Origin of the sequence: Paenibacillus glycanilyticus (assembly GCF_030161375.1) — a bacterium.
Lineage (GTDB): Bacteria > Bacillota > Bacilli > Paenibacillales > Paenibacillaceae > Pristimantibacillus > Pristimantibacillus glycanilyticus_B.
The window spans coordinates 199,438-220,792 of sequence record NZ_BSSQ01000016.1 but is presented as its reverse complement, the minus strand read 5'-3'; the positions used below and the strand labels follow the sequence as shown (position 1 = coordinate 220,792).

Here is a 21,355-nt window from a genome sequence, read left to right as displayed (position 1 = left end):
TCTCTTTATGGAATTAAGACTCTACAACGGTAGGGGTCATCGTTAACGAAATATCGAGATTGCCGTTCCGGCAGCGGATCGCGTCCAGCAATTCCTTCTGGTTGGTCGCAGGATCTAGCGTGACGGCATAGACCAGCTCGTACAAACTGCCGAGTTCGGTTGTTCTTACTTTTTTCAGTTCGTATTGCACGCCAAAGACATTGAAAACTTCGGAGAAAGCTTCTTCGTAGCTGAGGTTTTCCGGGATCGTTACTTTCAAAAGCTTCTGAGTGGATGTTCTCGAGCCGAACTTAACCGCTTTGAGCAGGAACATCAAGAGGCACAACACGACGGTGAACAATACCGCGTAACCGTAAGCTCCAACGCCGCAAGCGAGACCGGCAGCCATCGTAAACAGGACAAACGCGATATCCTTCGGATCGCCGGGCGCGCTCCGGAACCGGATAATCGAGAACGCTCCGGCCAAGCTGAACGCCCGTGCGATATTGCTGCCAATGAGCAAGATGATAATCGCCACGATCGTTGGCAGAACAATCATCGTGAGCGCAAAGTTCTGGGTGTAGACGGTTTGCGTTTTCATATACGTAAAGCTGATCATCGCACCTAGCGCAAATGACAACAGCAGCGTTAATATAGCCTGGCCAAACGTTAGCTCGGTCACCGAGGCCGTGGTGCTAAATAGAGAATCGATCATAATAAGAGGCGCTCCTTTACTCTTTCTTCTTGTCTGATATTCATGCGGTATTCATTGCCGTATTTCGAAAAGCCCGTCCGGAACATGCCAAGTTCGGACAGCAGCTGAGCGAGCCAGACCGGCACGGTCTTCTCCGCTTTTACCTCCATCAGCCATTGGCCTTTGGCCATGATCAGATCGCCATGGTCGCCGGCCTCAAGCCGCAGATCATGCCGTCTGGAGCGGATATTCGTATCGAATGTAATCCGCAAATCCCGGTTGTTTTTGCAAAACATCGCGATCCGGTCATAAGCCAGATACACCTTCGGCTGCAGCTCGTATCGTCCGAGGAAATATTTAATTTCCGATATCACCTGTTTGTTCATATAAGGCTGTAGCTCCGGCTCGACTCCCGTGCGGACAAATTCATACGCTTCATCCAGGGTTAATCCCGTTCTGCGTTTGTTCACGAGGCCAAACACTTTTTTCTTCAGTTCCAGATACACCTTCGCGCCTGGCCTCGGGACGCCGTAAGCCCGGAGTCTAAGCTTCTCCCGGTATTTCGGCTTCGCTAGACTGCCCCGGATGATGGAATGTTGTTCGGTATCGAAATAGAGATTGCTAATGGAGTAGAATTGATCGTTCTTGTTGTATTCGTCAAGCTCCATATAAGCAAGCAGCCGGTTATAAATCTCGCGAAACGACTGCTCATCCATCAAATATTTGCTTTCATATCGGTTGAACACTTCAATAGCCATATTCGTAAAGCCCCTTTCCGTTTGGCTTGCCGCCTGTTCATGACTGTATCTTAGATTCGCAACCTTTAATGAATCTTAAATGTTTGTAAAGCCGTTTCACCTTGGTTAAGCTTGATTAAAGGTTTCTTTCCTATAATAAATTTGCAAGAGTAGCAATAACGAAAAGAGGAATGCTTCATGCGGATACTTATAGTAGAAGACGAGGTTAATCTGGCCGATGCCTTATCTCAAATATTGAAAAAGAATAATTATTCCGTTGACGTCGTCCACGACGGTCAAGCCGGACTGGATAATGCTTTGTGCGGGATCTACGATCTGCTGCTGCTCGATATCATGCTTCCGGAGATGGATGGCATTACGGTGCTGAAGAAGCTCCGCGAGGAAGGCATGGCGACACCCGTCATCATGCTGACGGCTAAAGGCGAAGTGGACGATAAAATTACCGGTCTTGATTACGGCGCTGACGATTATGTCGCCAAGCCGTTCTCGACTGGCGAGCTGCTGGCCCGCATCCGGGCGGCTTTAAGAAGAAGAGGGGAAGTTGTGCCGGAGGATGGCCTGAAGTTCGGGGATGTGGAGCTGAACACGGCCAATCTGAAGCTGACCTGCAAAGGCAAAGAGCTGAAGCTTATTCTGAAGGAAAGCGAATTGATGGAGCTTCTGATTATTAGGAAAACGGCGGTGACCTCGAAGGAACAGATTATCGAGAAGTTATGGGGCTTTGATTCGGACGTGGAGCACAACAATGTCGAGGTATACATCTCGTTCCTGAGAAAAAAACTCGTGTTCCTGCAGTCCGCCGTGAAGATCAATACCATTCGTGGCGTTGGTTATGTGCTGGAGGCGACTGCCTGATGTTTAGTCGGCTTCGCAACCGGTTCCTGATCGTCAATATGGTGATCATTAGCTTTATTATGATTTTGGCCTTTTCCTCCATCTATACGATCACTTATCAGAACAACCGCAAGAACATAAGCGATGATCTGATGCAAGTATCGGAGTTTTACCGCAAGCAGCAAAGCGGTCCCGACGGAGGCAAATACGGCGGAGGAGGCCATGGCCGCGGCGATATGATGCCGGATGGCAAGATGAATGCCGGACCTCCGCCCGAGCGTTCGGTTTCTTTTGCGCTGGAGACGGATAACGACTGGACGATTACGAAGACGGATTCCCGCTTCGATATGGACAGCGATTTCTATGCGCAAGCAATCAAAGCGGCGTCCTCCGGCCATGCGGGCAAAGGCCAGTTTAATCTCGACGGCAACCGCTGGGCCTATGACGTGCAGCAAGTCATGAACGGTTATTCCGTCGTCTTTCTTGACGTAACGAACCAGCATCAATTCCTGATGACGCTGCTATACACTTTCCTCGCGGTAGGTTTCATTATGCTGATCGTCATCTATTTCACCAGCCGGTATTTTGCCAATCGTTCGATTGCTCCGGTCAAAGAAGCCTTCGATAAGCAAAAGCGGTTCATAGCGGACGCCTCCCATGAGCTGCGCACGCCGCTCGCCGTCATTAATACAAATGCCGACGTGCTGTTATCCAATAACGATGACTTAATCCGCAATCAGGAGAAATGGCTGCATCATATCAAGTCGGAGACCGAGCGGATGCGGACATTAACAAGCGATTTGTTGTACCTGACGCAGATGGATGATGCGCGGGACAATGTCATCTATGCTCCGCTAAACCTAAGCGAGGCGGTAGAGAGCGTGATTCTGACGCTTGAAGCGGTCATCTTCGAGAAGGACATTGCGCTCAGCTACGACATCTCGCCGGATTTGTCGGTGAGCGGCAACGTAGAGCAGATGAAGCAGGTAGCGCTGATCCTGCTGGATAACGCAATCAAGTACACAAACGCGACGGGCTCGATCAACTTGACGCTGAGAAAGCATGGCAGCGAAGTTGTGCTCGCCGTCACCAACTCCGGTGATGGCATCCCGCCCGAGCATATCGGCCGAATCTTTGACCGGTTCTACCGAGCCGATGCCTCCCGCTCCCGCAAACACGGCGGTTACGGCCTTGGCCTAGCGATTGCCAAAGCTATCGTCGAACAGCATAAAGGCAAAATCCACGTCAAAAGCGTACCCGGGGAAACAACCTCGTTCCTCGTTCAGCTTCCGGCTGAACGATAAGCAAAAAGGCCGCGCAGATCATCTGCACGGCCTTTTGCTATTTATGGAGTTGCTAACGCAGCCACGGGCAATACGCCTTGAGGCGCCAATTGCCCAACCAGCGCGCGTACGGCCGCAGCCGTATTGGGAAGTTCCTTTCCGTAGACGGCAATACTCGATTTCACGTTGTTCACGTACAGCATCTCGTACGGATTGCCAAGCGACAGTAGCACATAACGCTTATCCAGCTTGTTTAACCCCTCAACGAGCGCTTGGGTGTCCGACCAATTGAATTGGCTTGCCGTGTTGCGGAATTGATAAGACGTAGCGATAACGTAATCCGCTTCGTTAATCGCCGATATCGCCGCACTCGCCATGCCCGGCTTCAGCTCAATGACATTCGTCTTTAGCGCAAGCGAAGCGCCTGCCTGCTTCAGCTGGTTCTCCAGCTGCTTCGCTTGCTCTACGTCAGCCGACACAATAGCCACGCGGTCCCCTTGGCGAATCTGGTCCGGATGTTGTCCGTCCCGTCCAGCCAGCAGCGTCACCGCGCGCTCCGCGATTGTCTTCTCTACCTTGCGATGATCATCGGAGCCGATGATCTTGCTTAAGGACGCTAGTTTGGCAGACAAACTCTCGCCTTGTGAGAATAGTCCGTACTTATTCTTAAGTTCCAGAATCCGTTTCACGGATTCATGAATGTTATCCAACGGAACAGTGCCGTTCTGGACGGCTGTCACCAGCGCCCGCTGCGCGACTGCTGGCTCCTTCGGCATAAGTATGATTTCCACGCCAGCATTCACGGCGCGCACGACGGCCTGCTCCTCTCCGAAATGCTCCGCGATGCCTTTCATCGTAAAGGCATCAGAGATGATAACGCCTTTAAACCCAAGCTCCTCCCGCAGCAGACCCGTCAATACTTTGCGGGACATCGTCGCGGGAATCGGCACGCTGCTGCCATCCTTCAAGGAAGTGACATGCGTGTCGTCCACTGCGGGGAATGCGATATGCGCGGTCATGATCATGTCCACTCCGCTCGCAATGGCCGCTTTGAATGGTCGTAATTCCACGGCGTCCAGCCGTGCGCGGTCATGCATGAGTACCGGCAATCCCAAATGGGAGTCAACCGTCGTATCCCCGTGTCCCGGAAAATGCTTCACCGCCGCGATCACGCCCGATTCCTTCAGTCCCTTCATCGTCGCAACGCCAAGGCGGGAGACCAAATCCGAATCGGAGCCGAACGAACGCTTGCCGATAATCGGATTGTCGGGATTGCTGTTCACGTCCAGATCCGGCGCGAAATTCAGCTGCAACCCAAGCGCCTTCAACTCTTCGCCAGTCAGCTTCCCGGCTTGCTCGGCGAGCCCTTCGTCTCCCGTTGCGCCAAGCGCCATCTGGCCGGGTAAATTCGTGCCGCCCGGAATACGTTGGATAACGCCGCCCTCCTGATCGACGCCAAGAAAGAGAGGAATATCGCCCGCCTTCCTTTCTTCCTCCTGCAGCCCGTCGGTTAGCGTCGCAAGCTGCTTCGCGCTGACGATGTTCTTATCAAATACGATAAAGCCGCCCGGCGCTTGTTCATGGATAATCGCCTTCAGCCCGTCATGGACGGTAGTCGTTGGCTTTCCGTTCCACATGCGGATATCCGGCATCAGCATCTGCCCGACCTGCTCGTTCAAGGTCATGTACGACAGCAGCTTGTCCCAGTCCTTCGCCTCTATGGCCTCCTCCCGTTCGAAACGGATTACCCGCGTCAAAAAAACCGAGAATTCGGCCCGCGTCACCGTTCGATTCGGACGGTAGGTACCGTCGGAGTAACCGCCAATGAGACCATTCGAGCTCATCAAACGGATCGGATCAGCCGCCCATGAATTCGTTACATCAGAAAGCTGCTTATCCTGCTTACCGGCCTCAAGCGCATACGCTCGAGTGAGGAATGCCGCGGTCTCCGCGCGGGTTATCGGCGCGTCCGGGCGAAAGGAGCCGTCCGCATAGCCGCCGACCAATCCTTTGGCCGCCGCCGCGGCGATTTCCTTATAGAACGGATGCGACGGCGGAACATCCTTATAATGAACAGCGTCAGCGCCAGCTTCGGGAATCCCTAGCGGGTACTGCTCCCTCGCCATAAAAGCGACCGCCTGCGCGCGCGTAACCGCTCCATCCGGGTTAAATCGACCACCGCCGTAACCGGCAACCGTCCCCCGGTTTGATAAATATTCAATGCTGTCTTTTGCCCACAACGCGTGTTGCAGATCGGTAAACTTCTCTGCCGCTGCCGCATTGCCCCCAAACAGGCATAACGACCCCAATAGCCCGGCGGCTATCACGGCGGACATGATGTTGAATCTCATCTCTCTGCTTCACTTCCCCAATAGATTGTCGCTATTTATACGTCTAAAAGGGAGAATTGTTGCTCGCATACGAACCTTCAACCGCATGGGATGTTCTCCCAACGGAACATCCGCTGCAGTCATGCCAAAAAGCCGCAGCGGCGTTTCGCTGCGGCTTTTCCATTGAAGCTTCATTTAACCCTTATTGCCGAGTTCTTCCGCCAAACCGATTAGAATCCCTTCAACTCCGCGAATGTAGCAGAGTCGGTACGAATTCTTGTATTGAACGATTTCGCCTTCGAGCTGAGCTCCATGCTTGGCAACGAGTCTGGCTACCAGTTCGTCAATATCTTTAACGGCGAACATGACGCGCAAATAACCAAGTGCATTAACAGGAGCGGTTCGGTGATCGGAGATTGTTTCCGGGGTGATAAAGCGCGAAAGTTCAAGACGGCTATGCCCATCCGGGGTCACCATCATCGCAATTTCCACGTTTTGGTCACCAAGCCCGGTTACCCGGCCAGCCCATTCCCCTTCAACATTCGCCCGCCCTTCGAGTTTCAAGCCAATCTCCTCGAAGAAAGAGACGGCGTTATCAAGGGATTCCACAGCGATGCCCATGTTGTCCATTCTGAGCAAATTGTTTTCTGCCATCGTGTTCACTCCTTATATGTATAGATTTATAATCTGATCATCCGCTTATTTATTTTATCAACAATTACTAATTCATTCCAAGAGTTGAGTATGTCCTACACTCTGCTTCACAAGCAAATCATGCAACAAGACGGCAGTAGGTAACTGCCGTCTTGTTCCTTCACCTATGAAACTCGTGTTAATCTTCAATCGCCTGATAGACCATCGTCCAGAAGTCGTGGATCAGATTCGCGGGGGCCGGGGTCGACATTCCGATCTGGGTGAGCAGGACTCCGGTAAGCTGTTTGTCCGGGTCGGCATAGGCCGTGGTGCCGGTTCCGCCGTCCCAGCCGAACTGTCCAATGGACGCGTAGTCGCCTTGGTAGGTACGGACCGCCATCCCGATGCCCCAGCCGCCGTGCTGCCCTTGGCCAAACGATAAATGGACGTTGTTTTTGGCCAAGTCGTCCCGGAAAGCTTGTTGCTCCGGCGTTAGGCGGTTTGTGGTCATCAACTGGACAGCAGGCCGGGACAAAATCCGCTTCGTTCCGTGCATTCCTTGATTCAATAGCATTTGTAAAAAAGCGTTGTAGTCATCAACGGTTGAGAGCAGTCCGCCGCCTCCCGCTTGAAACACTGGAGGTTTGGTATAGCGTCCGCCTTCAGCCTCATCCCATGCCATAAAATCACCGGTCTTGGGATCGGGGATGTAGGCGGGAGGCAGGCGGTCCATCTTGCTCTCTGGCACGTAGAAGCATGTATCCTTCATCCCGAGGGGATCAAGAATTCGTTCGCGCAAGTACGTCTCGAAGGTTTGACCCGTGACCCTGGCAACGAGTACCCCAAGCACTTCGTTGCTGACATGGTATTGCCACCGCTCACCCGGCTGGTAGCTCAGCGGCAGCGTGCCTAAACGGCGCATCCACTCGTCCGGCGCGGGCAGTTCCTGCCCTGGCGTGTCGAACAAACCATTCTGGAAGATTGCATTCTGAATCGGAGAGCCCGCTAACGTGATATCCACTCCGAGCCCAAACGTAGAAGTCAGCAGATCCCGCACCGTGATCGGCCGCCGCGCGGGCACCGTGTCATCCAAAGGGCCATCCGGTCGTTTCAGTACCTGCCGGTTGGCGAGTTCGGGCAGCCATGGATCTACCGGATCATCCAAATGCAGCTTACATTCGTCGAGTAGAACCATTACCGCTGCGGCCCCAACCATCTTCGTCGTGGACGCCATCCGGAAGATCGTATCCCGTTGCATCGGCGAACCGCCATCATGGCGCATCGTGCCCATCGCTTCGACATGCGTCTCGCCATTCCGGCTGATCAAGGCGACAAGCCCGGGAATCTTGCCGGAATCGACATGCCGTAACAATACGTCGCGCATTCTCCGCAGCCCTGTTTCGGAAAAGCCACCACTTGTTTGCTCCATCATCTTATTCATCTCATTTCCCTCGCTTTACGGTTTTATTTGGTCCTATCTATTGGTTAATAAGCTCCTTTAAATGACAGTCACTTTTGACAAGTTAGCATCCATGCCTTTGAGCAGAGCAAAGGTCAGTTTATCCATCGTTGCGCCGTCAAAGCAGATCGTTTTGATCATGCGATAGTACTTTTTAGTCAACGTAAACCCTGGCTGGAAAGAAACATTTTTAAATACGGCGCCCTTGAACGAAACGTTGGTTAATGCCGCTTTCTCAAACTTGACGCCAATAAACGTCTGCCCGTCAAAACATTTTCCGCTCAAATCGGAATCCTTGAAATCAACCCCGTCGAATAAACAGTCTTCAAAAACGGTTTTTCTAAGATCGGTGGACTTTAACGTGACATCCGTCATTCTGACTCCCCGGAATTTAGCCCCTTCCAGCACTGAGCTGGTGAAATTGGTTCTTACAAGAATCGTCTTGTTGAAGCTGGCATTGGTCAGATCAAGCGCGGTGAGCCGGCAGTCCGTCAGATTAGCGCCGTCAAAATTCGCTTCGCGTACAGCGCTGTTCTTGAACGTGCTGCTGCTCAAATCCGCGCCCGAGAAATCGGAACCGGAGAGCGCGCTGCCCTTAAACTGTCCTCCATTGGCCGTAACACCCGCAAAGTCGCTTTTTACCAGGTTTCCTGCATTAAAGTTTGTCAGTGCGTTTTTCATATCAATCACTTCTCCTTATAATTGGTTTTTATCATACCGACCGACGGTATGTATTAGTTTAAAAAATAAGCTGCCTCTCGACAGTTTACTTTTCTACGCTGAATTCTCTAGCTGACATACGGAATAGTTCCTCGTATCGTTGAAACATTTGCTCATCGAACAGGTCAAGCCCCAAGCCTTTCAATATCGCATCAAAAACCTTTAACTTGCGCAACATCATCTCGGAGGAAGCCGGGATAACCGCGGGGTTCAGCCACAGATTGGTGAGAACGAGCAACACCTCGCTAAGTTCTCTAGGATAGTCGGTTTGGATCGAGCCGTCTCGCATACCTTGTTCGATGATGGGCTGGATATAGACGGGAATGGCTTTTTCAAGCATATGCTCGATCTGGGCTGCCAGCAGCTTCGGATTGAGCAAAAGGTTCGGCGCCACGGCTGCCATCTCGTCTTGCGCGGGATTGCCGAGCGAGACCTGGGAAATCTTGCGAAGCTTCTCCAGACCGTTTAGCTCCTTGTCGTCCCTAACGCCGGACAACATCTCGTCAACGTCTTTGAACAGATGAACGATTACGGCTTGCATGATCTCTTCCTTCGATTTGAAGTGGTGATAGATCGCTCCTTTCGTTAATCCGCCCAGCCCGTTAATGATGTCCTGAATGGAGGTCTGCTCGTATCCCTTCTCGATGAATAGATTAAGCGCCACATTTAGGATTTGGTTGGTCGTTTCTTCGGGGAATTTGTTTCTTGCCATTTGCTTTGCTCTCCCTTACATACATTCGGTTGGTATGTAAACAATATATTCCATCCTCCTGTAATTGTCAACACTATCCAAAACATTTTTTTACAGCTAATTTTGCAGTTGCTTTTTGGGGTGCTTTTTTGGTTTTGGGGTGCTTTTTTGGGGTGCTTTTTGGTTAGGCGCCCCAGGGTCCACTATGGACCCTGCAGCCCCGGCCCTCTCCCAGATATGCGGGAGGAGCTTTGGGAAGCAGGTGGGGTAATGGAGTTGGGGTGGCGCCTGAGGAGCGAAGCGTGCGCCTTTGTCGGCGGGAAATATCCGCTAAGCGGATTCCAACCGAAATTTCCTGCCGACAACAGCGCCCGAAGGCGATACCCCAGCTCCCTCCCACCAAATCTCCCTTCAGCAACCATCCCGCATATCCCCCCACCATTTAAGTTCCGCTAAAGGTTCCCGTTCTAAGATAACTCCATAACGTTCAGGCAGACGCCTAGTCAGGAGTTGATTTTTATTTTCCGCACGCGCAAAAAAACAAAAATTTTCACTATCATAGCAGTCATTCTGCTCATAATTGCAGCCATTCTGTACAAGCTGGCCGACCGGTATCTGATCGAGCATGTCGAGGTGAAGGTAACGTCGCCGCCGTCCATTACTCAAAGCTCCGGCTCTCCCGGCTCTTCCGATTCGAGCTCCGAATCAACTTCCGGCTCTAGCACACCGGCAGCTTCCAAGGATGCCGAATACGACGATTGGAACTACAAGGACGACAACGAGACGATCAGCATCAAGAAAGTGGAGACCGGTTCTGGCTCGGATCTGATTACCTACTACGTTGCAGACGTCACGTTTAACGGCGCCACAAACCTGCTTACCGCTTTCGCCAAAGATTCTTTCGGCACCAATATTATTCAGAACACGTCTACCATTGCTTCCGATCACCAAGCGGTCTTCGCCATTAACGGAGATTACTACGGCTTCCGCAGCGACGGTGTAGTCATCCGCAACGGCACCGTTTACCGGGACGAACCGGCAAGGACTGGTCTCGCCCTCTTTAATGACGGCACGATGAAGTCCTACGACGAGAAAAAAACATCAACGGATGACCTGCTCGCTCAAGGGGTCACCAATGCGTTCTCGTTTGGCCCGGCGCTAGTTACGGACGGCGAAATCGCCGGCGATTTCAGTCATGTAGAGATTGATAAGAACTTCGGCAACCGCTCGATTCAGGAATCGAACCCGCGCACAGGCATCGGCATGATCTCCGCAAACCATTACCTGTTCGTCATCGTTGACGGCAGAAGCAACGGCTACAGCCGCGGCATGACGCTGACGGAATTTGCGGATCTGTTCAAGGAACTTGGAGCTACCGAAGCTTATAACCTCGACGGCGGCGGCTCGTCCACGATGTATTTCATGGGACGCGTCGTTAATAATCCGCTTGGCAAAGGGAATGAACGTGGTGTCAGCGACATCATCTACATTCCAACGTCTTAGAAATGGAGGCCTTAACGATGACTATACTTATTCCATCCTACGAGCCGGACGAAAGGCTGCTTACGCTTATTCATAATCTGAAGGAGGAGGCCAAGGGCACCTCCATTCTGATCGTCGATGATGGCAGCGGCGAGCAATATAAGCCGATCTTTGATTCGGCGGCGGAAGCCGGCTGCACGGTGCTCCGCCATTCCGTCAACCAAGGCAAAGGCACCGCGCTGAAAACCGGCTTCAACTATGTCCGGCAGCATGGCAGCGCGGACGGCGTCATATGCGCCGATAGCGACGGCCAACATCTGCCGGAGGACATTCTCAAAATGACCGATGCGGTGCGGAACAATCGCAATCATATCGTACTCGGCAGCCGGCAATTTACCGGCAAAGTCCCACTCCGCAGCCGATTCGGCAATTCCGCAACCCGAATGGTCTACGCGCTAGCGACGGGCAAGCCGATTCAAGATACCCAGACCGGCCTGCGCGGTTATTCCGCCGACATGCTGGACTGGCTATGCAGGGTGCCGGGAGAGCGATTTGAATACGAAATGAACATGCTGCTGGAAGCACCAAAAGCCGGCTATGACTTCTATGAAGTACCGATCGAGACCGTGTATCTCGAGGACAACAAGTCTTCCCATTTCCGTCCGCTCGCGGACTCGGCCCGCATCTATTTCCCGTTCTTGAAGTTCGTCACCTCATCGGGTTTCTCGGCTGTTGTTGATTTCGTGCTGCTGTTCCTGCTGCAATGGCTGACATCGAACCTGCTTGTATCGGTGATCGGGGCAAGGGTGATCAGCTCCATCTTCAACTTTACGATGAACCGCCGCTATGTATTTAACGAAGGACAAGGGATGTCGTTCAAAAAATCGCTTCCCCGGTATTTCTCTCTAGTGGCCGTCATTCTAATAGCAAACTACGCGCTTTTGTATTTATTCCATGAGAGTATAGGCATTCCGCTATTTATAGCCAAGCTGGTGACGGAAGTTGTCTTGTTCGCTTTCAGCTACCTGGTGCAGCGGAGGTTCGTTTATTAAACTACTAAAATAAGGCTGTCCCAACGTCATCACAAATGTACGTTTGGGACAGCCTTGTTCTTCCTTGCTTCTCTTTGCGCTATTTCGGCAGCTCCGCCCACTTATTCGCCTGCTCCGGTGCCGTATAGGCAGCCATTTGATCCAGCAGGACAGCCGCATTTGCCTCAAACAACATCAGACCCAGATTCGTGTCCCGCATAAACCCCGCCGATACGGCATGATTCAGCATATCGGCAATCGGCTGATAGAAGCCTTTCACATTCAGAATGCCTACCGGCTTCTTATGAATGCCAAGTTGCGCCCAACTTGCCACCTCGAATAATTCCTCGAACGTCCCGAGGCCGCCCGGCAGAGCGATATAGCCGTCCGACAGCTCCGACATCAGCGCTTTCCGCTCATGCATATTTCCGACTTCGATGAACTCCGTCAGGCCTTTATGCGCCATCTCTCCGATGAACAAGCCGCGCGGCATTACGCCAGTAACCCGGCCGCCATTAGCCAGAACCGCATCGGCAACAAGCCCCATAAGCCCAATCCGCGAGCCGCCATAGACAAGTTCAATTCCTTTGGCCGCCATCAGTTGCCCAAGCTCGGTTGCCGCTTGTCCATATTCCGGACTAACCCCGGCGTTGGAACCGGCAAACACGCAAATTTTATTCATGATTGGCCTCCTGCTATTGATTCGTTATACCGCTTGCTCAGCTTATTTTTATGCGCCTCCAGAACTTCAGCGATGCTCACATCATACAGGCTTGCGAGGATAAACACGTTGCCCATAATATCGCCTAGTTCCTCGATGAAATCCTGCTTCAGCCCCTCGGCGGATTGCGGGTCCTCATCCGGACGGTCTCTTCCGATCTCCATAGCCCTTACAGCTCTTGCCGTCTCTCCAACCTCCTCGGTGAGAAAAGCAATCCGCTCAAATGGACCGTAGTCCGACCATCCGCGCTGCTTGTAGAAATCCTGAATCCATTGTTGAATTTCCGTTTCCTTCATGATGTCCCCCTGCTCTTAATGATCTCTTTATTATAAAGTTGTCTGCTGGACAGCTCAACAAAAAAGGACACCTTCAGGAAAGGTGCCCTTTTCGCTTAGGCAACCAAAACCCAAACGCCCGCTTTGCCCGGAGTTTCGCCTTTGGTCCACCACTTCGCCTTATACGTATGTCCTTCATAGGAGACTTGGTCGCCGCCATTGTAAGCTTTGGCGCCGCTCCAGGTTTGTACGGCGCTTGCCGATACCGGCTTCCAAACGTCGGAGTTGTCCGGCTTCTCGCCTTGTGTCCACCAGCCGGCTTTATATTCGATGCCGTTATAGGTCACCGTATCGCCAGCCAGATAGACCTTCGTGCTGTCCCAAGTGCCGGTAGCCGCCGGAGGCGTTACGACTGCCGCCTTTGTCGTAATCGTTAGTGGTGCGCTGGCCGTCGAGCGGTTGCCCGCTGCATCCAAGGCACTGACAGTGTACGAATAAGCAGTCGCTGCCTTCAGGCCGCTATCCGAGTAAGACGCTACCGCCGTCGTGCCCAGCAATTGTCCGTCACGGTATACTTCGTATTTCGCGACGCCGATATTGTCCGATGCCGCCGTCCAAGTAAAAGCAGCCGATGTTTCCGTTACATTGCCGGCCTTAAGACCAGAAGGTCTGGAAGGCGCCTGCGTATCCGGCGTTGGCGTTACGGCGGCAGGCAGCGTGCTTGCCGATACAGGCACGCTTGCAGCCGAGCGGTTGCCTTTATTGTCTACCGCAACGATGGTATAGGAATATGCCGTATTCGCCGGCAAACCGTCGTCCGTATAGGTTGTACCGGTTGATGTACCAACCACGTTGCCATCGCGGCTTACTTCATAGTTTTTAATGCCCGCCGATGCCGTCGAAGCCGACCAGGACATCGTAATGCTACTATCCGTATGACCGGAACACCATACGCTGTCCGGGAAGTTAGGCAGCACAACCGGCTCCGGCTCCGGCGTTGTTGTACCGCCGCCTTGCGTCAGGTTCACATCGATGGCCTGGTAGAAAGCATTAACCGTGTCCCCGATTTCCCACACGCCAAGAATAACGTAATAGCCAGCACGGTCGGTCGGCACGTTGCATGTATGCGTAACCGTCATCTCCGGCTTTTTCATTCCGCCGTCTACCGTGCAGAAAGGTTTGGATTCCAACTGGTCGCGCGTCAGCGGTTTATTCGGATCCCAGCCAATCTTCGTAATGTAATAGTCCCATTTCTCCGTCTGGTGATTAGCCGTTAACGTCCAAGTGAACGTATTGGTGCCGCCCTTCATGTCGACCTTCTTCCAACGGTCAGCTGTTTGCGCATCCAGCTCCGTATATTTCGCAGCTCCGGCAAGCTTGCCGTCCGCCGGTCCGGAAGCCGGGAAGCCTCCAAGGCCTTCCACGCTTTGCGGCTCATATTGAATGGCCCCGCAGTCCTTATTGGTTCCTTGGCTGCATAGCAGCGTCCGGCTTGCCGGCGATGAAACATAGCCGTGAGCGGAAGCTTTCTCCGCGCTGGCCAGCAAGCAGAGCAGTCCAAGCAATACAAAGCTGAACAGGACCGCAAGCTTGCTCCACGCCGATTGTCGCGTTATCGTCATGTTGATTCTCCTCGTTTTCTCGAAATTAGGCAGCCTCTCTCCGTCCATTTCATCATTCATCCAAATATGAAATGGACTCGTTTCCCATCATAAACAATGAGATTCGCGGCCAGCCAGATTCCAAAGACCCGGGAGAAAATTGTCTTCCCTTAAGCGGCACTCCTGACATCAAATCCTTCAAATTTGCGACAGGAGTCTTACGCATAGCATCCAATTCAATCAACAACCAACTAATTATGGAAATATATTCTAAATAAAATGCGGCTGCAAATTAGTGCTGCCACATCAGTTGAGCCGCTCGATATGCGCCAACAAGCTTATTTTAGGAATGAAATCCATTTCAGAGATTATGCCAAAACTCCCTCAAGGCACAATTGTATTCTTTCTATGAAGCCTCAGCAGTAACGTTCCAGCAGACCGGTTAGCCGGTCTTTAATCGCATCCCGCAATTCCTCCGGTCCCTCCAGAACGGCTTCGAACCCTAATCCAATGAGAAACTCGGTATAAAAGACCAAATCCCCTCTGGATACATCGGCGTCGATGCTTCCGCTTCCGTCCTCTCGGATCTTCATCATCGGAGCCAGCCACAGCTCCCCCTCGCAGCGCTGGACGCCTGCCCGGCTTAATTCAACCCGAAGACGAACGGGATCGTCCGGCATAATCGCTTCTTTGCGGCTTAAGCGGATGTCGCCAAGGTCTCGTTTCACCGTACCGGACGTATCCTCCGCGGCCGTACGGATTCGGTCGCAGCGAAAGACGCGGAAGCCATCGCGAAGGAAGCAATACGCCGTGCAATACCAAAGGCCGTTATGGGCATAGATGCATACCGGCTGAATTTTGCGGCAGCCCGCTTCGCTATCCTTTGTCTCGTATGCAATATCGAGTATTTTCTGATGAACGGCCGCATCCAGCAGCACGGATAAGCAAGGGGCATCTCCCCGTCTTGTTGGCGTGATGAAATCAACCCGGTTCTTCATGCTGTCGATCCGGTCCCGGACGTCGCCCGGCATATGGAGATAAAACTTGTTCAGCGCCGAGACGGACTCCGCCTCAAAAGGCAACGAAGAGTAATGGCGCAAAGCGTGCACGGCGAAAAACATCGCCACCGCTTCTTCTTCCGTAAAGGCAATGGGAGGCAATACCCGCTCCCTCAATACCTGATAACCGCCATGCGGACCAACTTCGGAGTACAAAGGTACGCCCAGCTCGCTGAGCTCCTGCAAATCTCTAAGAATCGTCCTCGTCGAGACGCCGAATTCATCCGCCAACTCCTGTACTTTGAACCGTCGCTTGCGGTTAACCGTCATCATTAGCTCCATGAGCCGTTTGGATTTGGGCATCGGTCTTCCCTCCTTCTTCTTAACCATGACAGAATGTGTCACTATTATCCGCTACGATAAGGGCAAGAAGCAATCCCAAACCAAAGGAGCGAAAAAAGATGCTTAAATACTCCATTCTGTTTTTCCTGATTATGTTCATGATTGGCACCGATACGTTTCTCGTTTCGCCGCTACTTCCTACGCTTCAAGCGGAATACGGCGTATCGACCGGCATCGCCGGCTGGATGATCGGCGCGTATACGCTTGGTTCCGCAATGTTTGCGTTAATCTCCGGCCCGCTGTCCGACGGATGGAACCGACGAACCGTCATGATCTGCGGGTTGACCGCCTTCTCGCTCTCAACCGCCTTATGCGGCTTCGCAGGCAGCTATTGGACGATGCTACTGTTCCGGTTCGTTGCCGGTGCCAGCGCCGCGTTTACCGCCCCGCAGGTATGGGCGTCCATTCCCGCCGTCATGCCTCCTCAGAGGATTGCGAAGACGATGGGCATCGCCTTTGGCGGGCTGGCCGCTGCCCAAGCGTTTGGCGTGCCGATCGGAAGCTGGCTTGCGGCTGCGGATTGGCCTGTCCCGTTCTGGTGCATCGGCGCGTTGTCGCTCTGTCTTGCCGCCGCTGCCTTCCTGATGCTCCCGGCCATGAAACCAAGCGGTCAAGCGCGCACTTCTATTCTTAGCCGCTATATCCCGCTTATCAAGAACGGAGTCGCAAGAGGCGGATTCCTCGCTTATTTGCTGCTCCATCTCGGCAGCGGTACGGCAATGGCTTTTATGGGCAAATGGATGGCTGATCATTTCGAGTTGTCCATAGGCTCGATCGGCAACTTCATGATGGGCCTTGGTTTTGGCACCTTGCTTGGCAGCATCATCAGCTCCGCGGTCATCCGCAGGCTCGGCAGCACATGGACGGTAACGGCAGGCATGCTCCTGCTCGCGGTACTCTATGTCTCTGGCCCGCATACCGGCCTGCATGCAGCCGCAGTCCTCTATTTCGTTGTATTTACCGTGCTTGGCGTAATCTTCCCGCTAGTGATGGGATTGCTTACCGGCCTGGACGCCTCCATTCGCGGAACGATCGCAAGCCTTGCGAACTCCACCATGAACGGCGCAAACACGCTTGGCGCTTGGCTTGCCGGACTATTGTATGTCCACTTCGCGGGTTACGCCTCCATCGGCATGTTCTCGGCAGCCTGCATCATTCTATCGCTTGCAGCCTTCCGGTTCGGCGGACTCCTCCCGGGGAAAAGCACCGCCGCCAAACGGCAGTCCAAGCCTGCGTAAGGCCTAATCCGTTATAGGAACAATGCTATATAAGCTATAAGTACCGTCTATTTCCTTGGCGTATCGCAAAGTATATTTATGGCCGACCTCGATTTGATTCCAAAGGTTTCGCCCGACATTGAATTGCAGAACGCTTTTTTGCTTTTCCTTGTCGGGATAGGCCGTCATCACCCAATACTGTCCGTCATCGGCTACGCCTTTATCCATGATTGTCATATTGGCGACCACAACACCATCGTTCGCGCCGTTACGCGAACATCCCCCAAGCAGCACGCTTATCACAAGAAGAATGAATATAGGCCGTTTCAATTCGTCACCTCTTCCGCGCAAAGCACTCTGTTATCCATTATACGAATCCGCTAATCCCCTAAGTCCTCCGCCGGAGAAAAGAACCTTCCCCAGACCATCCGAAGTCTGGACCGGGGACCATTAAGAATTACCACCGCCTTCCAGTAAATTAGAGGTATCACTTACCGGGAAGGAAGAGGTTTTATGCGAATGCCACGTTTGTTTGAGGGAGAGAAATGGCTTGTATTAACCGGCCTGCTTGGTTTTATGCTGGCGGCGGTATGCGGGGTATGGACGCTTGTGAACGGAGGAGAAGTAGCGCCGGGCGGCGATGTGTCGAAGGCCTTTTCCTTCGATGCGGCGCTTGGCATCTTCATCTTGTCGACAGCCGCAATTACGCCGTTGTCGGGGCTCGGCGCGCGCGGCCGGCTGGTGTTCCGAATCTCGTACATTGCCCTCGCCTTGTATTCTTATGGGATTGAGACGATTCAGAACTTCCGCGGCGTTAATCCCCGATTCGTGGATAGCGATTCGGTTCTTGATCAGACGGCAGGCAATATATTCACGTTTGTTGCCCTGTTTCTCGTGTTGTTTTATTTATACCTTGGCATTCAGTTCTTCCGCTCGAAAGCTTACAAACTCCGGCCCGAGATGGCGGTAGGCATACGTTATGCGATGATCGCCGTCATCATTTCTTTTGCAGCGGGAATCTGGATCTCCTCGAATGAGGGCAGGTTCACCGGGGATGGCGGCAACATCATCTGGCTGCACGGTCTTGGCTTCCATGCGCTTCAAGCCGTGCCGCTAGTCGCTTGGCTCGCAGAGCGAGCAACCGCCAAGTCATCAGAGCATCATCGTTACCTCATTCATCTGACCGGCGTCTCTTATCTGCTTGGCCTTATCGCCATCGGTTGGCAAACGTGGAACGGCCACGCGATTATGGAATGGTCGCTGCTTCCGGTCATCGCGGGAGTCTGTTTCTTCCTCTCGCTGTCAGCCGGCGCAGCCGCATTAAGCAAGGCGTTTGGCAGTAATACAAGCAAAAGCCAATCGTCCGGCCTATAAAAGGCGGAAAAAGGGGTTGCCCAGCCGGCTGGGCAACTCCTTTTTTTCTATCGCCAATCCATATGGGGATGCTTCTGCAAATGCAAGGGAATGCCCAACTCATCCGAAGCCGCCGACAGGAATTGTTTGCAGAAATAATAACCTCTATGATACACAATCTGACCCCGGTCGAACTCATACTCGTGGATATCATGCAGCGCAAGCCCTTCTGGCGTCTCCGCCAGGACGACAAATACCTGCCTGCCCCATAGCATTTCGAGCGAGACATGCAAAAGAGGACCTCTATGGCGAAGCGATCCTTCGAGCATCTCTTTCTTGGAGTATTCCTGGAAGCCGGGCTGCGCGTCATTATGGGTAGAATCGCTAAGCATGTGCAGCAGCGGAACGGCCTCCCCTTCCCGCAAAGCCTCAAGCAATTCCATCAGCAGGGGGTTAACCGTTTCTTCGTCTTTTTTCGCTGGCTTTGCCGGCTCCGACTCCCGGCCGCGCAGCTGACGGACCGATACCCTTGCGCGATGGAGTGCCGCATAGACAGAACCTTCCGTCATGCGTACCATGCCCGCCACCTCCGCCGCTTGGAAACCAAACGCTTCCATAAGCAGAAACACCGCAATTTGGCGCGGCGGCAGATGCTGGACCAGCACTTCAAGCGCTTCGATCGTCTCGAGCGGATCGGACGTTGTTACCGGGTCTGCCGGTATCGCATCAGGTTCCGCGTACGCATCCAGCTGCACCCGCTTTTTGCGAAGAAAATCAATTCGGGTATGCGTGGCAATCCGGAACAAATAAGACTGATAAGCGATTGGATGCCAGATCTGCGTCATCGTCGTGAATGCCTTCAGCATCGTCTCTTGAAACAGATCTTCCCCTTCCCAAGGCGAACCGGTCAAATACCGGCAATACCGCCACAAGGACTGCTTATGCGGCAGCACCAGCTCTTCAAACTTCTTGTGCGCGGCACGGGTCTCTTCCGCTAGATTGGTTACAACATCGGACATCGAATCTCCTCCTCCAATAGGACTGTCGATTAGTAAGACGTAAACGGAGCACGAAACCATACGGCCGTTTTATTGTTTTTTTAGAAAGTTTTTAGAGCTGCTAAACATCCGCCCGCTATACTGTAGACATCAATCTCTAAGGAGCGTTTCTATGAAAAAAAGCTGGTGGATTCTGCTGCTGCTCTCCATCGCCATTATGCTGCCGTTTGTTATCCCGTACCTGACTTTCAATCCGGCCGGCAGCCGAATTGAAATTTCCTCGCGAACGCTACAATATCCTGCTTTGGTTGGCCATATCTTGCTTGCCATGTTGGCCATGCTTGCCGGATTTCTGCAGTTTCACCGGGGCATTCGACAGAAGAACCCCGCCTTGCACGCCCGTCTCGGAAAAACATACGTATACGCCGTCTTCCTAAGCGGCGGACTTGCTCTAATCGTAGCCTCCTATGAACCCGACTTCGGGAGAACATTATCCTTTTTGTTTCTCGACGCGCTCTGGCTCATTACAACTGCGATGGGATTCCGTTCAGCGATGAAACGAGACTGGAAAGCGCACAAACAATGGATGATCCGAAGTTTCGCCATGACATTAACCGCAGTCAGCGCGAGAGCATTGGTTCCTTTCCTGTTTCTCTTGTACCTGCTGCTTCACCGGTTCGCTTTGCCGGAGGGCCGCATGGAGATGATCGAAGAGGTACTGAACAATAACATCTGGGCCGCTATCGTCGTTAACTTTATTCTTGTAGAGTGGTTTATTCTTAGGCCGCGGCGTGAGCAACCTTTGTTATAATTATTTATTTCCAACCACTGGAATAAAAGGTATGTCATACTAAGCTTATCTTAATAGCGGTGGTGGTCAATATGAAATTTATTATCCGCAAGCTGAAGCATCCCGAGGACTTTCAGGCGATAGCGCCTCTCCTCAATCTAGTATGGTCAGAACCTACTACGCCAGAGCGGCTGCAGGAAGACGAGGACAAAATCCCTCCCGGCGAGCTTCACTATAACGAAGACGGCGAGCTGATGGGCTGGGACCGCCCCAAATGGGTGGCTGAGGACGAGAACGGACACATTATCGCTTATGCGATCGCCTGGCGGGCGCCTTGGACCGAACCCGGCGCGCTTGTGTATACGTTAATCGTACATCCGGATTATCGGGGCAACGGCGTTGGTACCGCCCTTTATACGGAGCTTCATGCATGGGCGCAGGAAGTTAAGGCATCGCTTCTGATCAACTACAACATGAAGGAAACGGACGAGCGATCGCTTGCTTTTGCCAAGCGGCATGGCTATATCAGGGAAAGGCTGTCGTTCGAATCCGTGCTGGATTTACGCGATTACAACGTAGACGAGCAGCTCCTGGCGTCAATTGACGATGCGGAGCAGTCGGGCATTCGATTCGTTACGTTAGCGGAGGAACCAGGCGAGGAGAACGAACGCAAGCTGCATGAGCTGTATCAGGTGACCCATCTCGATATTCCAGGCTACTCCGGCGACTTTCCTTGGTTTGAGGAATGGAAAAAATGGACGCTTGGCCTCCCCGGCGTACGCCCGGAATGGATTCATGTCGCCAAAGACGGGGACCGTTACGTTGGCGTGGTTGCCTTGCAGCATAACGAGCAGACCGGGGCGATGTACCATGAATATACCGGCGTTCTGCCGGAATACCGCGGCCGCCGCCTTGCGCTTGCCCTGAAGCTGCTTGGCCTGCAATCCGCCAAGGCGGCCGGAGCCCCGTATCTCCGGACGCACAACGATTCGCAAAATATCCCTATGCTGCGCGTGAACCGCGATCTGATGGGTTTCCGGGCGGAGCCGGGCAGCTACAAGATCGTGTGCAAACTTTCGTGAAAATAAGTAACGGCTATCCCTTGG

At 52.9% G+C, this 21,355-nt stretch carries 20 protein-coding genes and 1 pseudogene; 8 read left to right on the top strand and 13 right to left on the bottom strand.

Features of this window, described 5'->3' with window-relative positions:
- Positions 1 to 13: 13 nt before the first annotated feature.
- Both QQK89_RS21065 and QQK89_RS21060 read right to left on the bottom strand, forming a co-directional pair.
- Positions 14 to 694: a DUF4956 domain-containing protein gene (locus QQK89_RS21065; protein ID WP_284240636.1), complete on the bottom strand. Its 681-nt coding sequence runs from the start codon at positions 692 to 694 to the stop codon at positions 14 to 16.
- Positions 691 to 1,431 (bottom strand): polyphosphate polymerase domain-containing protein, encoded by a 741-nt coding sequence (locus QQK89_RS21060; RefSeq protein WP_284240635.1) that lies wholly within the window; start codon positions 1,429 to 1,431, stop codon positions 691 to 693. The genes QQK89_RS21065 and QQK89_RS21060 overlap by 4 nt, the downstream gene beginning before the upstream one ends.
- A 177-nt stretch (positions 1,432 to 1,608) precedes the next feature.
- Between QQK89_RS21060 and QQK89_RS21055 the strand changes: the two genes are divergently transcribed.
- Together QQK89_RS21055 and QQK89_RS21050 are read left to right on the top strand one after the other, a co-directional pair.
- A complete protein-coding gene (locus tag QQK89_RS21055) occupies positions 1,609 to 2,286 on the top strand; it encodes a response regulator transcription factor (protein ID WP_284240634.1) in 678 nt (225 codons plus the stop codon).
- Positions 2,286 to 3,569, top strand: coding sequence for a sensor histidine kinase (locus tag QQK89_RS21050; RefSeq protein ID WP_284240633.1), 1,284 nt, complete (start codon positions 2,286 to 2,288; stop codon positions 3,567 to 3,569). Before QQK89_RS21055 ends, QQK89_RS21050 begins: the two co-directional genes overlap by 1 nt.
- Before the next feature lie 41 nt (positions 3,570 to 3,610).
- Here QQK89_RS21050 and QQK89_RS21045 read toward each other — a convergent pair whose 3' ends face one another.
- The 5 genes and pseudogenes from QQK89_RS21045 to QQK89_RS21025 form a co-directional block, all read right to left on the bottom strand.
- Entirely contained in the window at positions 3,611 to 5,884 is a 2,274-nt protein-coding gene (locus tag QQK89_RS21045) for a glycoside hydrolase family 3 N-terminal domain-containing protein (RefSeq protein ID WP_284240632.1), read from the bottom strand.
- A 189-nt stretch (positions 5,885 to 6,073) separates the two neighbouring features.
- Positions 6,074 to 6,532, bottom strand: a complete 459-nt coding sequence (locus QQK89_RS21040; RefSeq protein WP_284240631.1) for a VOC family protein — start codon at positions 6,530 to 6,532, stop codon at positions 6,074 to 6,076.
- Positions 6,533 to 6,710: 178 nt separating this feature from the next.
- Positions 6,711 to 7,940, bottom strand: coding sequence for a serine hydrolase domain-containing protein (locus QQK89_RS21035; RefSeq protein ID WP_284240837.1), 1,230 nt, complete (start codon positions 7,938 to 7,940; stop codon positions 6,711 to 6,713).
- A gap of 69 nt (positions 7,941 to 8,009) precedes the next feature.
- Positions 8,010 to 8,648 (bottom strand): annotated as a pseudogene (locus tag QQK89_RS21030) (pentapeptide repeat-containing protein); the annotation flags it as partial.
- A gap of 88 nt (positions 8,649 to 8,736) precedes the next feature.
- Positions 8,737 to 9,402 carry a TetR/AcrR family transcriptional regulator gene (locus QQK89_RS21025; RefSeq protein ID WP_284240630.1) on the bottom strand — a complete coding sequence of 222 codons (666 nt, stop codon included), beginning with the start codon at positions 9,400 to 9,402 and terminating at the stop codon, positions 8,737 to 8,739.
- 489 nt (positions 9,403 to 9,891) lie between these two features.
- On the opposite strand from QQK89_RS21025, the gene QQK89_RS21020 reads away from it, so the two are divergent.
- Both QQK89_RS21020 and QQK89_RS21015 read left to right on the top strand, forming a co-directional pair.
- Entirely contained in the window at positions 9,892 to 10,884 is a 993-nt protein-coding gene (locus QQK89_RS21020; protein WP_284240629.1) for a phosphodiester glycosidase family protein, read from the top strand.
- Positions 10,885 to 10,901: 17 nt separating this feature from the next.
- Entirely contained in the window at positions 10,902 to 11,915 is a 1,014-nt protein-coding gene (locus QQK89_RS21015) for a bifunctional glycosyltransferase family 2/GtrA family protein (protein ID WP_284240628.1), read from the top strand.
- A 79-nt stretch (positions 11,916 to 11,994) separates the two neighbouring features.
- On the opposite strand, the gene QQK89_RS21010 is transcribed toward QQK89_RS21015, so the two are convergent.
- The 4 genes from QQK89_RS21010 to QQK89_RS20995 all read right to left on the bottom strand — a co-directional run bounded on the left by QQK89_RS21010 (position 11,995) and on the right by QQK89_RS20995 (position 15,852).
- Complete coding sequence (locus QQK89_RS21010) at positions 11,995 to 12,576, bottom strand: TIGR00730 family Rossman fold protein (protein ID WP_284240627.1); 582 nt, start codon at positions 12,574 to 12,576, stop codon at positions 11,995 to 11,997.
- Positions 12,573 to 12,911: a MazG-like family protein gene (locus tag QQK89_RS21005; protein WP_284240626.1), complete on the bottom strand. Its 339-nt coding sequence runs from the start codon at positions 12,909 to 12,911 to the stop codon at positions 12,573 to 12,575. The genes QQK89_RS21010 and QQK89_RS21005 overlap by 4 nt, the downstream gene beginning before the upstream one ends.
- 95 nt (positions 12,912 to 13,006) lie before the next feature.
- Positions 13,007 to 14,512 carry a lytic polysaccharide monooxygenase gene (locus QQK89_RS21000; protein WP_284240625.1) on the bottom strand — a complete coding sequence of 502 codons (1,506 nt, stop codon included), beginning with the start codon at positions 14,510 to 14,512 and terminating at the stop codon, positions 13,007 to 13,009.
- Between the two features lie 395 nt (positions 14,513 to 14,907).
- Complete coding sequence (locus QQK89_RS20995) at positions 14,908 to 15,852, bottom strand: helix-turn-helix transcriptional regulator (RefSeq protein ID WP_284240624.1); 945 nt, start codon at positions 15,850 to 15,852, stop codon at positions 14,908 to 14,910.
- 98 nt (positions 15,853 to 15,950) lie between these two features.
- On the opposite strand from QQK89_RS20995, the gene QQK89_RS20990 reads away from it, so the two are divergent.
- Positions 15,951 to 17,129, top strand: a complete 1,179-nt coding sequence (locus QQK89_RS20990; RefSeq protein ID WP_284240623.1) for an MFS transporter — start codon at positions 15,951 to 15,953, stop codon at positions 17,127 to 17,129.
- A gap of 3 nt (positions 17,130 to 17,132) precedes the next feature.
- Here QQK89_RS20990 and QQK89_RS20985 read toward each other — a convergent pair whose 3' ends face one another.
- Positions 17,133 to 17,438 carry a hypothetical protein gene (locus tag QQK89_RS20985; RefSeq protein ID WP_284240622.1) on the bottom strand — a complete coding sequence of 102 codons (306 nt, stop codon included), beginning with the start codon at positions 17,436 to 17,438 and terminating at the stop codon, positions 17,133 to 17,135.
- Between the two features lie 183 nt (positions 17,439 to 17,621).
- Between QQK89_RS20985 and QQK89_RS20980 the strand changes: the two genes are divergently transcribed.
- The gene (locus QQK89_RS20980; RefSeq protein WP_284240621.1) at positions 17,622 to 18,482 is read left to right on the top strand and encodes a hypothetical protein; all 861 of its coding nucleotides are present in this window, start codon (positions 17,622 to 17,624) and stop codon (positions 18,480 to 18,482) included.
- Positions 18,483 to 18,529: 47 nt separating this feature from the next.
- On the opposite strand, the gene QQK89_RS20975 is transcribed toward QQK89_RS20980, so the two are convergent.
- Positions 18,530 to 19,480 carry an RNA polymerase sigma factor gene (locus QQK89_RS20975; RefSeq protein ID WP_284240620.1) on the bottom strand — a complete coding sequence of 317 codons (951 nt, stop codon included), beginning with the start codon at positions 19,478 to 19,480 and terminating at the stop codon, positions 18,530 to 18,532.
- 151 nt (positions 19,481 to 19,631) lie between these two features.
- On the opposite strand from QQK89_RS20975, the gene QQK89_RS20970 reads away from it, so the two are divergent.
- Complete coding sequence (locus QQK89_RS20970; RefSeq protein WP_284240619.1) at positions 19,632 to 20,270, top strand: DUF2306 domain-containing protein; 639 nt, start codon at positions 19,632 to 19,634, stop codon at positions 20,268 to 20,270.
- A 71-nt stretch (positions 20,271 to 20,341) separates the two neighbouring features.
- Positions 20,342 to 21,331, top strand: coding sequence for a GNAT family N-acetyltransferase (locus QQK89_RS20965; RefSeq protein WP_284240618.1), 990 nt, complete (start codon positions 20,342 to 20,344; stop codon positions 21,329 to 21,331).
- Positions 21,332 to 21,355 lie beyond the last annotated feature (24 nt).

Excerpts from the sequence above, each read along its gene's own strand:
- QQK89_RS21065 (WP_284240636.1), bottom strand. The coding sequence starts at position 694 with ATGATCGATTCTCTATTTAGCACCACGGCCTCGGTGACCGAGCTAACG.
- QQK89_RS21060 (WP_284240635.1), bottom strand. The coding sequence starts at position 1,431 with ATGGCTATTGAAGTGTTCAACCGATATGAAAGCAAATATTTGATGGAT.
- QQK89_RS21055 (WP_284240634.1), top strand. The coding sequence starts at position 1,609 with ATGCGGATACTTATAGTAGAAGACGAGGTTAATCTGGCCGATGCCTTA.
- QQK89_RS21050 (WP_284240633.1), top strand. The coding sequence starts at position 2,286 with ATGTTTAGTCGGCTTCGCAACCGGTTCCTGATCGTCAATATGGTGATC.
- QQK89_RS21045 (WP_284240632.1), bottom strand. The coding sequence starts at position 5,884 with ATGTCCGCCGTGATAGCCGCCGGGCTATTGGGGTCGTTATGCCTGTTT.
- QQK89_RS21040 (WP_284240631.1), bottom strand. The coding sequence starts at position 6,532 with ATGGCAGAAAACAATTTGCTCAGAATGGACAACATGGGCATCGCTGTG.
- QQK89_RS21035 (WP_284240837.1), bottom strand. The coding sequence starts at position 7,940 with ATGGAGCAAACAAGTGGTGGCTTTTCCGAAACAGGGCTGCGGAGAATG.
- QQK89_RS21025 (WP_284240630.1), bottom strand. The coding sequence starts at position 9,402 with ATGGCAAGAAACAAATTCCCCGAAGAAACGACCAACCAAATCCTAAAT.
- QQK89_RS21015 (WP_284240628.1), top strand. The coding sequence starts at position 10,902 with ATGACTATACTTATTCCATCCTACGAGCCGGACGAAAGGCTGCTTACG.
- QQK89_RS21010 (WP_284240627.1), bottom strand. The coding sequence starts at position 12,576 with ATGAATAAAATTTGCGTGTTTGCCGGTTCCAACGCCGGGGTTAGTCCG.
- QQK89_RS21005 (WP_284240626.1), bottom strand. The coding sequence starts at position 12,911 with ATGAAGGAAACGGAAATTCAACAATGGATTCAGGATTTCTACAAGCAG.
- QQK89_RS21000 (WP_284240625.1), bottom strand. The coding sequence starts at position 14,512 with ATGACGATAACGCGACAATCGGCGTGGAGCAAGCTTGCGGTCCTGTTC.
- QQK89_RS20995 (WP_284240624.1), bottom strand. The coding sequence starts at position 15,852 with ATGCCCAAATCCAAACGGCTCATGGAGCTAATGATGACGGTTAACCGC.
- QQK89_RS20990 (WP_284240623.1), top strand. The coding sequence starts at position 15,951 with ATGCTTAAATACTCCATTCTGTTTTTCCTGATTATGTTCATGATTGGC.
- QQK89_RS20980 (WP_284240621.1), top strand. The coding sequence starts at position 17,622 with ATGCGAATGCCACGTTTGTTTGAGGGAGAGAAATGGCTTGTATTAACC.
- QQK89_RS20975 (WP_284240620.1), bottom strand. The coding sequence starts at position 19,480 with ATGTCCGATGTTGTAACCAATCTAGCGGAAGAGACCCGTGCCGCGCAC.
- QQK89_RS20970 (WP_284240619.1), top strand. The coding sequence starts at position 19,632 with ATGAAAAAAAGCTGGTGGATTCTGCTGCTGCTCTCCATCGCCATTATG.
- QQK89_RS20965 (WP_284240618.1), top strand. The coding sequence starts at position 20,342 with ATGAAATTTATTATCCGCAAGCTGAAGCATCCCGAGGACTTTCAGGCG.